The 13,892-nt window shown below is 63.0% G+C and carries 9 protein-coding genes; 6 read left to right on the forward strand and 3 right to left on the reverse strand.

Going from position 1 to position 13,892, the window contains the following annotated elements:
- The first annotated feature begins 40 nt into the window (after nt 1–40).
- On the forward strand, nt 41–2,470 hold the full coding sequence (locus ACQRD3_RS06760) for a glycogen/starch/alpha-glucan phosphorylase (protein WP_080906722.1): 2,430 nt from the start codon (nt 41–43) through the stop codon (nt 2,468–2,470).
- Between the two features lie 61 nt (nt 2,471–2,531).
- On the opposite strand, the gene ACQRD3_RS06765 is transcribed toward ACQRD3_RS06760, so the two are convergent.
- Together ACQRD3_RS06765 and ACQRD3_RS06770 are read right to left on the reverse strand one after the other, a co-directional pair.
- Nucleotides 2,532–4,190, reverse strand: coding sequence for a ribonuclease J (locus ACQRD3_RS06765; RefSeq protein WP_427780567.1), 1,659 nt, complete (start codon nt 4,188–4,190; stop codon nt 2,532–2,534).
- 299 nt (nt 4,191–4,489) lie between these two features.
- Nucleotides 4,490–6,799 (reverse strand): sugar phosphate nucleotidyltransferase, encoded by a 2,310-nt coding sequence (locus ACQRD3_RS06770; protein ID WP_427780568.1) that lies wholly within the window; start codon nt 6,797–6,799, stop codon nt 4,490–4,492.
- Between the two features lie 129 nt (nt 6,800–6,928).
- Between ACQRD3_RS06770 and ACQRD3_RS06775 the strand changes: the two genes are divergently transcribed.
- Nucleotides 6,929–7,261 (forward strand): ArsC/Spx/MgsR family protein, encoded by a 333-nt coding sequence (locus ACQRD3_RS06775; protein ID WP_080906616.1) that lies wholly within the window; start codon nt 6,929–6,931, stop codon nt 7,259–7,261.
- 9 nt (nt 7,262–7,270) lie between these two features.
- On the opposite strand, the gene ACQRD3_RS06780 is transcribed toward ACQRD3_RS06775, so the two are convergent.
- Nucleotides 7,271–8,254 carry a WYL domain-containing protein gene (locus ACQRD3_RS06780; RefSeq protein WP_080906615.1) on the reverse strand — a complete coding sequence of 328 codons (984 nt, stop codon included), beginning with the start codon at nt 8,252–8,254 and terminating at the stop codon, nt 7,271–7,273.
- A 233-nt stretch (nt 8,255–8,487) separates the two neighbouring features.
- On the opposite strand from ACQRD3_RS06780, the gene ACQRD3_RS06785 reads away from it, so the two are divergent.
- From ACQRD3_RS06785 to ACQRD3_RS06800, 4 genes are all read left to right on the forward strand, one after another.
- On the forward strand, nt 8,488–9,576 hold the full coding sequence (locus ACQRD3_RS06785; protein ID WP_080906613.1) for a dipeptide epimerase: 1,089 nt from the start codon (nt 8,488–8,490) through the stop codon (nt 9,574–9,576).
- 116 nt (nt 9,577–9,692) lie between these two features.
- On the forward strand, nt 9,693–11,702 hold the full coding sequence (locus ACQRD3_RS06790) for a peptide ABC transporter substrate-binding protein (RefSeq protein ID WP_427780572.1): 2,010 nt from the start codon (nt 9,693–9,695) through the stop codon (nt 11,700–11,702).
- A 133-nt stretch (nt 11,703–11,835) separates the two neighbouring features.
- Nucleotides 11,836–12,786, forward strand: coding sequence for an ABC transporter permease (locus ACQRD3_RS06795; RefSeq protein WP_427780574.1), 951 nt, complete (start codon nt 11,836–11,838; stop codon nt 12,784–12,786).
- Nucleotides 12,786–13,859, forward strand: coding sequence for an ABC transporter permease (locus ACQRD3_RS06800; RefSeq protein WP_080906609.1), 1,074 nt, complete (start codon nt 12,786–12,788; stop codon nt 13,857–13,859). The genes ACQRD3_RS06795 and ACQRD3_RS06800 overlap by 1 nt, the downstream gene beginning before the upstream one ends.
- The last annotated feature ends 33 nt before the right edge of the window (nt 13,860–13,892 follow it).

Here is a 13,892-nt window from a genome sequence, read left to right on the forward strand (position 1 = left end):
GTTTCCAAGAAATCGACACATGCGGAATGGAGTGAACCCCATGGAACAATATACCAAGAAACAACTGATGGAACGCATCATCGGCAAGCTGCGCCGCAACTTCGGCCGGGACGTGGATGAGGCCACTTCCCAGCAGATGTTTCAGGCCTGTGCCCTGGTGATCCGGGACATTATTTCGGAGCGTCAGCTCAAGACCGCCGATCAGGTCCGGGATCAACATGAGCGGCAGGTCCACTACCTGTCCATGGAGTTCCTCATGGGCCGGTCCCTGCGGAAAAACGCCTACAATCTGGGGATGACCGACGCCCTGACCCAGGCCATTGAGGCTCTGGGCTTCTCCGCCGCCGACCTCTTTGAGGAGGAACCGGACGCCGGACTGGGCAACGGCGGCCTGGGCCGGCTGGCCGCCTGCTATCTGGATGCCGCCACCACTCTGGACATCCCCATCACCGGCTATACCATCTGCTACGAGCTGGGCATCTTCAAGCAGAAGATCGTGGACGGCCAGCAGATCGAGCTGCCGGACAACTGGCTGGACAAGGGGGGCGCCTGGCTCATCACCAAGATGGATGAAACCGAGGAGGTCCGCTTCGGCGGCACAGTGAAGGACGTGTGGTACCCGGACGGCACCCACGGGGTGGAGCACTCCGGCTACACCACCGTGCTGGCCGTGCCCCGGGACATGCAGATCGCCGGCTTCCGCACCGACACCGGCAACGTCCTCCGCCTTTGGGACGCCAAGAGCCCCAATCCCGTGGACATGTCCCTCTACTCCACCGGCCAGTACCTCAAGGCGGTGGAGCAGCAGGCCAACGCAGAGGTCATCGCCAAGGTCCTCTACCCCGAGGACAATCACCGGGAGGGCAAGTCCCTGCGCCTCCGGCAGCAGTACTTCTTCGTCTCGGCCACCGTGCAGTCCATCTGCCGCAAGCACAAGGCCGAGTACGGCACTCTGCGGAATTTCCACGAAAAACACGTTCTCCAGATCAACGACACCCACCCCACTCTGGCCATCCCGGAGCTGATGCGCATCCTGCTGGACCAGGAGGGGTACAGCTGGGAGGACGCCTGGTTCATCGTCAGCCGCAGCATCTGCTACACCAACCACACCGTCCTGGCCGAGGCGCTGGAGCGCTGGCCCCAGGATCTGATGCAGGAGCTGCTGCCCCGGATCTGGCAGATCATCGTGGAGATCTCCAACCGCTATCAGGCCGAACTCACCCAGTATTTCCACGGCGACCAGTCCAAGCTGGAGCAGATGGCCATCATCTGGGGCCACGAGGTCCGCATGGCCAACCTCTGCGTCTGCGCCTGTTCCGCCGTCAACGGCGTCTCCGCCCTCCACACCGGCATTCTGAAGGCCGACGTGTTCAGGGACGCCTATCAGCGCCAGCCGGAGAAGTTCCAAAACGTCACCAACGGCGTGGATCACCGCCGCTGGCTCTCCGAGGTCAACCCCAGCCTGGACGCCCTCATCCGGGACTGCTGCGGGGGGGACGACTACCTCCTCCACCCCGACGCCCTCACCGGGCTGGAGAAATACGCCGACGACAAGGCCGTGCTGGAGCGGCTTGGGGCGATCAAGCGGGAGAACAAGCTGCGCTTCGCCTCCTGGGTCCAGCGGGAGAGCGGCGTGAAGCTCAACACCGACGCCATGTTCGACGTGCAGGTCAAGCGTCTGCACGAGTATAAGCGCCAGCTCCTGAACGCCATGCATATCATCTACCTGCGGCAGCAGCTCCACGCCAATCCCAACTTCGAGCTGACCCCCCGGGTCTACCTCTTCGGGGCCAAGGCGGCCCCCGGCTACGCCGTGGCCAAGGAAATCATCCACCTCATCAACTCCCTGGCCGCCACCGTCAACGCCGATCCCCTGTGCAGGGATAAGCTCCAGGTGGTGTTCCTGGAAAACTACCGGGTGTCCATGGCGGAGGCCCTCATCCCCGCCAGCGAGCTCTCCGAGCAGATCTCCACCGCAGGCAAGGAGGCCAGCGGCACCAGCAACATGAAGTTCATGATGAACGGCGCCCTCACCATCGGCACCCTGGACGGGGCCAATGTGGAGATGCACCAGCGGGTGGGCAGCGAGAACTTCTTCCTCTTCGGCCTCAAGGCCGAGGAGGTCAGCGAGATGCGCCGCCGGGGCTACAGGTCGTATGAATACTATATGCAGAACCCCGCCCTCAAGGCGGTGGTGGATCAGCTCACCGTGGGCTTTGACGACGGGGTCAGCTATGCGGACCTCGCCAAGCGGCTCCTCTTCGGAAACGGCTGTCCCCCCGATGAGTATTTCCTGCTGGCCGACTTCGAGAGCTACCGCTCCGCCCAGCAGCTGGCGGGCCGGACCTATCTGGATCAGGAGAAGTGGAGCCGGATGTCCCTTATGAACATCGCCCGCTCGGGCATCTTCGCCGCCGACCGCTCCATCCGGGACTACGCCGACAACATCTGGCACGTGCCTCACCGCTGAATGTAATTTCCCCCGCAAAAAGCCGCCGCCTCTCGTTGAGAGGCGGCGGCTTTGCTTTTTCTCACACTTCCATGATGACAGGCAGGATCATGGGGTTGCGCTTGGTCTTTTTGAACAGATAGTTGGACAGATCGTTCTTGATGTCTCCCTTGACGGCCGACCAGTCCCGGCCGTTGGCGCGCCGGCTCTTCTCCATGGACTCCACAACCACCGTCTTGAGCTCTTCCATGAGCCCCTCGGACTCCTTGACATACACAAAGCCCCGGGTGATGATGTCCGGTCCGGAAACCAGACCGCCATCCTGCACGGAGACAGAGGCCACCACCACGATCATGCCGTCCTGGGCCAGGTGCTTCCGGTCCCGGAGCACCACGGCCCCCACGTCGCCCACGCCGTAGCCGTCCACGAACACCCGCCCGGCGGGCACGGTGCCGTTCAGACGGATGGAGTCGGGGCTGACCTCAATGACCTTGCCGATGTCGGCGATGACGATATTCCCGGGATCCATCCCCATGTCCTGGGCCAGCTTGGCGTGGACCTTCAGGTGGCGCTGCTCTCCGTGGACGGGGATAAAAAACTTGGGGTTGACCAGGGCGTGGATGATCTTCAGCTCGTCTTGGCAGGCGTGGCCGGAGACATGGAGCTGCCCGGCCCGCTCGTCGACCACCTCGGCCCCCTTGCGGTAGAGCTCGTTGACCACGTTTCCAATGGCGTTTTCGTTGCCCGGAATGGCAGAGGCGGAAAAGATGATGCGGTCCCCCGCCTGGATCTCCACCTGGCGGTGCGTATTGAAGGCCATCCGGGTCATGGCGGAGAGCGTCTCCCCCTGACTGCCGGTGGTGACGATGCACACCTTGTTCTTGGGCAGGCCCTTGACCTGGCTGATGTCCACCATCGTCCCGTCTGGAATATTCATATACCCCAGCTCAGTGGAGACCTTGATGGCATTCTCCATGCTACGGCCGGTGATGGCCACCTTCCGGCCGTACCGGGCCGCCACCGAGACGATCTGCTGGATACGGTCCACATTGGAGGCAAAGGTGGCCACGATGATGCGGTCCTCACAGCCCCGGAACAGCGCCTCAAAGGAGGCGCCCACGCTCCGCTCCGACTTGGTGAAGCCGGGACGCTCCACGTTGGTGGAGTCACACAGAAGGGCCAGAACTCCCTCCTTGCCCAGCTGTCCCAGCCGGGCAAGGTCGATCATGCCGCCCTGAACGGGGGTGGGATCGATTTTAAAGTCGCCGGTCTGAACGCACACACCCACCGGACAGGTGATGGCAAAGGCCACCGCGTCAGCGATAGAGTGGTTGACGTGGATGAACTCCACCGTGAATTTGCCCGCCTTCACCGTCTCCCCCGCCTCGCAGGTGATGAGCTTGGTCTTGCCCAGCAGGCGGTGCTCCTCCAGCTTCAGCCGGATGAGTCCGGCGGACATACGGGTGGCGTACACCGGCACGTTGAGCTCCCGCAGGAGATAGGGCAGCGAGCCGATGTGGTCCTCGTGTCCGTGGGTGATGAAGATGCCGCGAATGCGGTTTTTATTCTTCAGCAGGTAGGTGAAGTCGGGAATGACCACGTCGATGCCGTACATGTCGTCATCGGGAAATCCCATGCCCGAGTCCACCACCACCAGGTCCCCGCCGTACTCATAGACGGTCATGTTCTTGCCGATCTCGTTGAGTCCGCCCAGAGGAATAATTTTTAATTTTTCTGCCATGTGTTAATACTACACTCCTTTTTTCATACAGGTTTGGTTGAATGGTATGTAGGACAAAGGAGCATGCCAAAATCAGGCCAGGGGGCCGCCCTCTGTCCTGAGCGGCCCTGTATCGCCGATCAGTTGGAGCGGTCCCCTCGCCGGGACTCCCATGTCCGATTTGCCTTATCTCAAAGCGCCTGGGGCGCATAAAGCCGATCCGGCGGAGCGGGCGGAAAGAAGGCTCCCCAGGTGCCGCTCACGCATGCAGATACTGATAGATGGTATATTATATCACCTTTTTCAGGGAAAGTATACCATCATTTTTCTTCTTTTTCATCCATCCGGCGGATGCGCTCCTGATAGAAGCTGCAAAGCTCCTCCGCCGTCTCTGCGTCTGCGGCCTCGGCGATCACACGCAGGGCGGAGCGGCGGGACAGGGGGGCCAGATAGACCCAGCCGCTCCCAGCCCGGGCCCGGACCCCCTCCCCCTGGGGGCGGGCCGCCGGGTCGGCGCTGAGCAGCCGGTCCATCACCCGGCCCCGGCCGGAGCGGAGGGGGATCTCCCGCCGCACCGTGGCAAACCGGGGGGCCGACCGGTCCAGTTCGGCCAGGGTCTCCCCCGTCAGCCCCATTCGGGCACAGATGCGGCAGGCGGCAAAGGCCGCATCCCAGAGCCAGGGCAGCGTTTTCCAGACTGTCTCCGCCTCCTCGCCGTCCCGGCCCAGGCGGAGCAGCCTGCCGCCGTAACTCTCCGCCACCCGCTCGGCGGCGGCGGGGGCCCAGGCAGGCAGAGCGGCCCGGCCGCCGCCGTCGGCAAACTCCACCAGCGTCAGCAGCACCAGGAGCCGCTCCGGGGCCACCGCATGCCCCTCCTCGTCCCAGGCGCTGAGCCGAAAGCCGCCCAGATCGGCGGAAAAAGTGGCATGGCCCCTTCCTTCCCCCCGGCTCACCCGGCAGCCAAGGCTGGTGAGCGCCGAGGCCAGCGCATCGTTGGGCCCCTTTCCCGGAAGCACCTGCACCGTCAAGGGACGCAGAGGCATAGCCGACAGGCGGCAGAGCCGGGCGGCCTCCTCGGCATAGCCGGAGCGGGTGCCGGTGACCGTCTCAAAGGCCCCTACCCGTCCGGCGGGGACACGGCTGCCCTCCCCCCGGAGCAGAGCGCCCTCGATCTTCCGGCGCTCCCCCCGGCCCAGAGGCAGGCCGTCGGGACCGAAGAGGCGCAGCTCCGCCCCGCTGCCGTCCTGCTGGACAAACAGAGTGGTGGGTGTGCCTTGATAGCGGCCCAGCCAGGCGGCGGCCGCCGCGCAGGAGGCATCGCTGGTCAGAGCGGTGCTCCCCGCCGCCGCCGCGCCGCAGGCCGCCGCCCGGGCCAGCATCTCGGCCCCCGCGCCGCCGGACCAGGCCAGGCCCATGGCCCCTCGCTCACCCAGGATGGTACCCAGGGCCATCATCGTCTCGGGGGTCAGCTCCTCCCCCAGAGTGCCCCGGAACGTCCCGCCGTCGGAGAATTTCAGGGGGACGCTCTCTCCGGCGGTGACCAGGGAGGCGGTGATCTTGCCTCCCTCGGGCACGCTTCGGCCGGGCCAGAGCTTCACGCCGGGGGCCACAATGGCCTCAGCCCCCACCCGGGCCCCCTCGCCCAGCACCGCGCCCGCACCCACGATCGCCCGGCGATGGACAGCGGCTCCCTTGCAGAGGATGGCTCCGCTGACCTCGGCCCCCTCGCCCACCGACGCGCCCAGCAGCACCGAGCGCTCCACCACCGCCCCGGTCTCCACGGTGGAGCCGTCTCCCAGCACCGCGCAGGGGCCGATGATACAGCCGGGAGCCAGGGAGACCCGGCGGCCCAGCCAGCAGGGCGGGCGCAGCTCCACCCCCGCCGGGGCGGGGCGCAGCCCGTCCCCCAGATCCAGCGCCACCTTCCCCGTCAGGGCGTCGGCGGCGCTCTCCAGATAGGCCCGGCAGTCTCCCATGTCCTGCCAGTAGCCCTCCACCTCCCAGCCGTAGAGGTCCTCCCCCCTGGCCAGGAGAGCGGGAAAGAGATCCTTGCCGAAGTCGTACGGCACTCCTTCGGGCACCTGATCCATGGCCCGGCGAGTGAGAACATAGATCCCGGTGTTGACCAGCTCCGTATCCACCTGGCTCCAGCCGGGCTTTTCCACAAAGCCCAGCACCCGGCCGGAGTCGTCCACCCGGACCAGGCCGTACTCCAGCGGCTCCGCCCGCCGGCAGAGGGCCAGAGAGGCCGCCGAGCGCCGGCTTTGGTGGAGAGCCGCCAGCGCGGAGAGGTCCAGGTCGCACACCGCATCCCCGCTGACCACAAGGAAATCCTCCTCCCCCAAAAAGCCCATGCACTTTTTGACGCCCCCCGCCGTGCCCAGGGGCTCGTCCTCCACAAAGTAGGTCAGTTTGACTCCGCAGTCAGAGCCGTCCCCAAAGTAGTCGGTGACGGCAGCGGGAAGGTAGCGGAGGGTCACGGCGATCTCCCGGACCCCGTGGCGGCGGAGAAGATCCAGGATGTGCCCCAGCACCGGCTTGCCCAGAAGCGGCGTCATGGGCTTGGGCCGGCCCAGAGTGAGGGGGCGCAGACGGCTGCCTTCGCCCCCCGCCAAAATCACTGCTTTCATTCGGGGAACACCACCTTTTTTAGGATGTCCCTTAGTATGGCTGTCCTGCACAAAAATACCCGGCTTTACTTTTTCGGTAAAGTCGGGTAAACTGAAAAAAACACTTGCCGGAACAGAGGAGCGCAACGGATGAACATTCAGATTTTCGGAAAATCAAAGTGCTTTGACACCAAAAAAGCTGAACGCTATTTTAAGGAGCGGGGGATCAAATTCCAGGCTGTGGATCTGCTCCGCTTCGGCATGAGCCGGGGCGAGCTCACCAGCGTGGCCAAAGCCGTGGGGCTGGAGACACTGGTGGACTGGAAAAATGCAGACTCCGCCCTTTTGAAATATCTGGCCTACGATACGGACAAACTGGAAAAGCTGCTGGAGGATCCCCGGCTCATCCGGACCCCCGTGGTCCGCAACGGCAGGCAGGCCACCGTGGGCTACCAGCCGGAGATCTGGAAGAGCTGGGAGTAATGGGCCCTCTCACGTTTCCCCCAGCGCGGCGCGCAGCAGGCCCCGCCACTCCTCCACCGCCCAGTCCGGCCCGGTGAGGGACACCCCGGAGCCAAGGCCGAAAAGCCAGCCGTAAAACTGAGGAGAGACCGCCGCCTCCACGGTCAGGACAAAGTGTTCGGGACCGTCAGGGATGAACATCACGTCCTGCCCAAACCGGTCCAGCATCACGTTGACCAGCCGGTTTTCGCACCGCAGCCGCACCTTCCCCTCCCGGCCGGAGAACATGTGGAAGTGCCGCTGCCCGTACTCGGCCAGGTCGAACCTTCGGCAGCTCTCGTCCCCCGCCCGGGGCAGGCAGGTGACGGCCAGAGAGGCGGTCTTGTCCACCCGGTAGTGGCGCAGCTCCCCCACGGCGTGGTCCCAGCCCACCAGGTAGTAGTTTTCGTCGCTCCAGATGAGGCCGTAGGGGGAGACGGTGTACCGCTTCCCTTCCCGGCGAAAGACCTTCTCCTTTTTTACGTTGTAGTCAAAATACTGGAAGGTCACCGCCCGCCCCGCGGCGATGGCGGTGTGGAGCTTGTCGATGGCGTAGTAGACCCCCTCGTTCTCCGTCTTGACCCGCCGGTCCACATAGACCTGCCGCTGGAGCTGGCGGGCCTGCCCGACGCTGGTGAGCCCCTCCAGCTTGCGGATCAGGGCGTCGCTCTTTTTGCGGCTGATGAACCGGGAGGACTGCACCGCGTCCACCAGCAGCTTCAGCTCGGGCAGCTCAAAATCCCGCTGCCCCAGAAACCAGCCCCCGTTCTTCCCCTTCCGGAACTGCACGTCCATCCCCCACTCCCGCAGGGTCTCCATATCCCGGTAGATACTCTTGCGCTCGGCAGAGATCCCCCGGCGCTCCAGAGAAGTGAGGAATTCCTCCGTGGAGATGGGCCGCTCCTCGTCCCCCCGCTCCAGGAGCAGTTGGCGGACCGCCAGGAGCTTGACCTTTTGACCGCTCTGTCTTGCCATGTCTTTCCCTCCCTTTCCGCTTTGAGTTTACCAAATTATAAGTACCATAAACGGTACTAAAAATATATCACAGGTTTTTTGCCTCCGCAAGGGCGCCTGGTCCTATTTTTCATTCCCAATCATATTTGCATCTTTATACGCTCTCTCCTGCATTTTACTTTACAAACCCCAGGGAACGTGATAGAATCGTTACATCATCTTGCTAAAGTATCTGCCGTCTGGAGGCGTTTTTATTGATCATCCGTGACATTCAGGTGGGGGAGATCACACTGCCGCTGACTCACCCCTTCAAAACCGCGCTGCGCACTGTGGAGCACGTCAACGACGTGGTGGTCCGGGTCATCGGGGACGACGGACGGACAGGTTACGGCGAGGCGCCTCCCACCGCAGTCATCACTGGAGAGACAAAGGCCTCGGTGGCCTCGGCGGTGAAGGACTTCATCGCCCCCGCCCTCATCGGCATGGATCTGATGGATCTGGACGCCGTCATGGCCTGTCTCCAGCGCTCCATGGTCCACAACACCTCCGCCAAGGCCGCCGTGGACATGGCTCTGCTGGATCTGTGGGGAAAAACGCTGAACGCGCCCCTGTGGCGGCTGCTGGGCGGAGCCAGGCGGAGCTTTGAAACAGATCTCACCATTTCCGTCAATCCGGTGGAAGAAATGGTCCGGGACAGCCTGGAAGCCGTGGAGCGCGGCTTTTCCATTTTGAAGATCAAGGTGGGCAAGGATGGCAAACAGGATGTGGCGCGCCTGATGGCCATTCGAAAGGCCGTGGGAGCGAACGTCAAAATCCGGGTGGACGCCAACCAGGGCTGGACGCCCCGGGAGTCCGTGTCCATCATCTCCGCGCTGGAGGACGCCGGTCTGGAAGCCGAACTCATCGAGCAGCCGGTGTCCGCTGCCGACTTTGAGGGGATGAAATACGTCACCGCCCATGTGAACACCCCCATTCTGGCCGACGAGTCGGTCTTTTCCCCCGCCGATGCCGCCCGGGTCATTCAGGAGCGGGCAGCAGACCTGCTCAACATCAAGCTCATGAAAACCGGAGGCATCTGGCCCGCCCTCCGCATCTGTGCTCTGGCCGAGACCTTCGGGGTGGAGTGCATGATCGGCTGTATGCTAGAGAGCAGGCTGTCGGTCTCGGCCGCCGCCCATCTGTGTGCGGCCAGAGGAGTCATCACCCGGGCCGATCTGGACGGCCCGTCCCTGTGCTCGGAGGACCCCTTCACCGGCGGACCGATCTTTGACGCAGCCTCCGTCACCCTCACCGACGCCCCCGGCATCGGCGTGGAGGACATCCCCTGCTCCGTCTGGCACTGAGTCCGGGCATAACCTTTCCCCCGATCATCTCCGCCCCTCTTGCAGGCGGTCTTGATAGCTGTCGCGCAAGGGGGCGCGTCAGTCTCCATTCTGAAAAAGGAAAGAAGGACCTGTCTATGAAACATGGAAATCGGCTCATCGCCCTGTCCCTGTCCGCGGCCCTCGCCCTGGGACTGACCGCCTGCGGCGGAGGCGGGGACTCCGGCTCCGGCTCCGGCCCCGCCTCGGAGGAAGCGGTCTTCCGGCAGCTGTACAGCCAGGAGGTCACCACCTTCAACTATCTGTACACCGGCAATCAAAACGACTTTCAAATGTCTGCCAACTGCGTGGACTGCCTGGTGGAGTACGACAACTACGGTGTCATGATCCCCTCCCTGGCCGAGAGCTGGGAGCCCAACGCAGACAACACCGAGTGGACCTTCCACATCCGCAAGGGTGTAAAGTGGGTGGACTACACCGGCAAAGAGGTGGCGGAGGTCACCGCCAACGACTGGGTCACCGCCGCCCAGTGGGTCAACAACGCCAAGAATGAGGCCAGCAACCAGTACATGTACAACGGCATCGTGAAAAATGCTGAGGCTTACTATGACTACACCGCCTATCTGGTGGAGCTGGAGAGCGCCTCCGACGGCACCGACGCAAACGGCAGCCCCGCCAAGCTCAACGCCGACGGCGAGGTCATCAAGCCGGTGGACGAGGTGAAATTTGAGGACGTGGGCGTCAAGGCCGCCGACGACTACACCCTGGTCTACACCATGGAGTCTCCCTGCTCCTACTTCCCCTCCGTCCTCAGCTACGACAGCTATATGCCCGTCTACGCCCCCTTTCTGGAGGAAAAGGGCGCCGACTTCGGCGCCGCCACCGGCCCCGACACCATTCTCTACAACGGCGCCTTCCTCATGGCCGAGTTCGAGCCCCAGGATCACCGCACCCTGGTCAAGAACCCCACCTACTGGGACAAGGACAACGTCTTTATCGATAAGATGGAGTGGCGCTACAACAACACCGCCAACACCCTGGGGCCCGAGCAGTTCGTCCGGGGCGAGGTGGACTACGCCCAGTTGGACGCCTCCCTGCTCACCTCCTGGCTTCAGGACGACGCCAAGTATGAGATGGTGGCCCCCAGCCGTCCCAGCGTGGCCTACTCCTACTTCTACGCCTTCAACTTCGAGCCCCGGTTCGATGCCTCTCTGGAACCCGACAACTGGACTCTGGCCGTCAACAATGAGAACTTCCGCCAGTCCGTTCTCCATGCGCTGGACCGGGTGAACGCCCTCTCCGTGCAGGATCCCCAGAATCCGGAGAGCCTGGTGAACAATACCGTCACCCCGGCCACCTTTGCCAGTGCCGAGGGGCTGGACTACACCCAGTATCCCGCTCTGAAGGCCATCAGCGGGAGGGACAGCTTTGACGTGTCTGCCGCCCAGGACTATAAGGCCAGGGCCATGACCGAACTCACCGCCGCCGGCGCCACCTTCCCGGTAAAGGTCTACATGCGCTACAACCCCGGCACCTCCAACTGGGATAAGGAGTGCCAGATGGTTGAGCAGCAGCTGGAAGGCACTCTGGGCAAGGACTATATCGACATCATCGTGGAGGCCGGTCCTTCCACCAATTTCCTCTCCACGGTCCGCCGCACCGGCGACTTCGCCCTCATGAAGTGCAACTGGGGCGCCGACTACGCCGATCCCCAGACCTGGACCGATCCATTCCTGCGCAACAACTCCTATAACTTCATGAATCAGGATGCCGGGCGCTCCATCGCCGACCTCTCCTGCGACCACAAGAGTCCGGAGACCCAGGCGCTGGTGGAGCAGTACTACACCCTGGTGGACACCGCCAAGGCCATCACCGACGATGAAGCCGCCCGATACACCGCCTTTGCCGAGGCCGAGGCCTTCCTCATCGAGCACGCCATCGTCATCCCCTTCTCGGTCTCCACCGAGGGCTATGTGGCCACCCGCCTCAACGTCTTTGAGGCCCAGTACGCCCCCTACGGTCTGGCGCTCCAGCGTTTCAAGTACCAGCACATCATGGAGAAGCCCATGAACATGGAGCAGTTCAACACGCTGTACGCCCAGTGGCAGACGGATCGGGCCGCAGCTCTGGAAAAGGCCGGACAGTAAAATTCTCTCCTGCGTTCGGAGAGAGGAAGGCGGCGGAAACGCCGCCTTCCTCTCCCGCATAGATCACGGCCCCGTTTGGGGACAGGGCCGCGATCTATGCGGACCCCGCTCCAACCCAAAAGGAGGTTCCCCTATGGCGAAATATATCGGAAAGCGGCTGCTCCGTTCGCTGCTGACCCTGTTTATCATTATCACCATCGTCTTTTCCCTGCTCAGGCTCATGCCTGTGGAGGGCTACTTCCAGAACTTTGAGAAGATGAGCTCCACCCAGATCCGGGTGGGACTTCAGCAGCTTGGACTCACCGATCCTCTCCCCGTGCAGATGGCCAAATTCTGGAAGGGCGTTTTTCAGGGGGATCTGGGGGTGAGCCACAAATACCGGGTGGGCGTCAGCGTGCTGGACATCATCGGCGGCAAGATGCCGCTGTCCCTGTCCATCGGCCTCTGCTCCCTGGGCATCGCCCTGCTGCTGGGCCTGCCTCTGGGCATCCTCATGGCCCGCTCCACCCGCACCCGGTGGAAGATCGGGGACAGGCTGGGCACTGTGTTCGTGGTGGTGATCCAGGCGGTCCCCGCAGCGGTCTACTATCTGCTCATTCAGTTTTACGGCAGCCGTCTGCCCGGGGCCTCCATGTTCTTCGACGCCGGACGGCCCGCCACCTGGCTGCTGCCCATCTTCTCCCTTGCCCTGGGCAACATCGCCTACTACGCCATGTGGCTGCGGCGCTATATGGTGGACGAGAGCAACAAGGACTATGTGAAGCTGGCCCGGGCCAAGGGCGTACCCACTGCCGAGATCTCCCGGAAGCATATCTTCCGCAACGCCTTCGTCCCCCTGGTGCAGTTCATTCCCACCTCGGTGATTTTGACCCTGATGGGCTCCCTCTATGTGGAGAGCCTCTACTCCATCCCCGGCATGGGCGGGCTGCTGGTCACCGCCATTCAGACCCAGGACAACACCCTGGTGCAGGCGCTGGTGCTCATCTACGCCGCCATCTCCATTCTGGGTCTGCTGGTAGGCGATATTCTCATGGCGATTTTGGATCCCCGCATCACCCTGGGGCAGAAAGAAGGTGGGCGCTGATGGCTCTCTTCCGATACAAGGACAGCAAGACCCAGGCATTGGCCGACCATCTGAATGAGACGGCCCAGCGGCAGTTCACCCAGGAAGAGCTTTTCCAGTTCGCCCCCTACGACCCCGACGCCGGGGAGCGGGGCGGCTACTCCGGCTACTCCTACTGGCGCTCTACCCTCCGGGCCTTCCGGAAGGACCGGACGGCTATGTTCTTTCTCTGCGTCATCGCCCTCACCCTCCTTTTCACCTTTCTGGAGCCCCTGATCCCCTACGACCGGCAGCCCAACACCATCTACTACACCGAGCGGGCCGAGATCAACCTCTTCACCCGCCAGCCGGTACTGGATGAAAACGGGGACCCGGTGGTCAAGGTCTCCCTGGCCAAGGATCTGGCCCCGGGGAAAGAATTCTGGTTCGGCACCAACACCATCGGTCAGGACCTGTGGAGCCAGATCTGGGCGGGCACCCGGAACAGCCTGGCCATCGGCTTCGCCGTGGCCTGTGTGGATGCCCTGCTGGGTATTCTGGTGGGCGTGCTGTGGGGCTATGTCCGCAAGCTGGACTTCCTCTTCACCGAGCTTTACAACGTCTTTGACAACGTCCCCCAGACCCTGCTGGTCATCATCATCTCCTATATCCTCCGCCCGGGCATGGGCACCATGATCTTCGCCATGTGCCTCACCTCCTGGCTCCAGACCGCGCGGTTCGTGCGAAACCAGGTTGTTATCATCCGGGACCGTGATTACAATTTGGCATCACGCTGCCTGGGCACTTCCACCTGGCACATCATCACCCGGAACCTGCTGCCCTATCTGGTGAGCATCATCACCATGCGCATGGCTCTGGCCATTCCGGCCGCCATCAACAATGAGGTGTTCATCACCTATATCGGCCTGGGCGTCCCTCTGGAGACCCCCACCCTGGGCAATCTGGTGGAGGCAGGCCGGAAGGTGATGAGCGAGGCCGCCCTGCGGTATCAGCTCTTCATCCCGGTCATCATCCTGGCCACCATCACCATCTCCTTCTATATCATCGGCAACGCCTTCGCCGACGCCGCCGACCCCAAAAACCACGTCAACTGACTTTCTTTTGAAAAAGAAAGTCAGCGAAGAAAA

Source organism: Candidatus Pseudoscillospira sp. SGI.172, assembly GCF_050313575.1.
GTDB lineage: Bacteria > Bacillota > Clostridia > Oscillospirales > Oscillospiraceae > Vermiculatibacterium.

Coding starts and splice junctions, on each gene's coding strand:
- ACQRD3_RS06760 (WP_080906722.1), top strand. CDS start 41: ATGGAACAATATACCAAGAAACAACTGATGGAACGCATCATCGGCAAG.
- ACQRD3_RS06765 (WP_427780567.1), bottom strand. CDS start 4,190: ATGGCAGAAAAATTAAAAATTATTCCTCTGGGCGGACTCAACGAGATC.
- ACQRD3_RS06770 (WP_427780568.1), bottom strand. CDS start 6,799: ATGAAAGCAGTGATTTTGGCGGGGGGCGAAGGCAGCCGTCTGCGCCCC.
- ACQRD3_RS06775 (WP_080906616.1), top strand. CDS start 6,929: ATGAACATTCAGATTTTCGGAAAATCAAAGTGCTTTGACACCAAAAAA.
- ACQRD3_RS06780 (WP_080906615.1), bottom strand. CDS start 8,254: ATGGCAAGACAGAGCGGTCAAAAGGTCAAGCTCCTGGCGGTCCGCCAA.
- ACQRD3_RS06790 (WP_427780572.1), top strand. CDS start 9,693: ATGAAACATGGAAATCGGCTCATCGCCCTGTCCCTGTCCGCGGCCCTC.
- ACQRD3_RS06795 (WP_427780574.1), top strand. CDS start 11,836: ATGGCGAAATATATCGGAAAGCGGCTGCTCCGTTCGCTGCTGACCCTG.
- ACQRD3_RS06800 (WP_080906609.1), top strand. CDS start 12,786: ATGGCTCTCTTCCGATACAAGGACAGCAAGACCCAGGCATTGGCCGAC.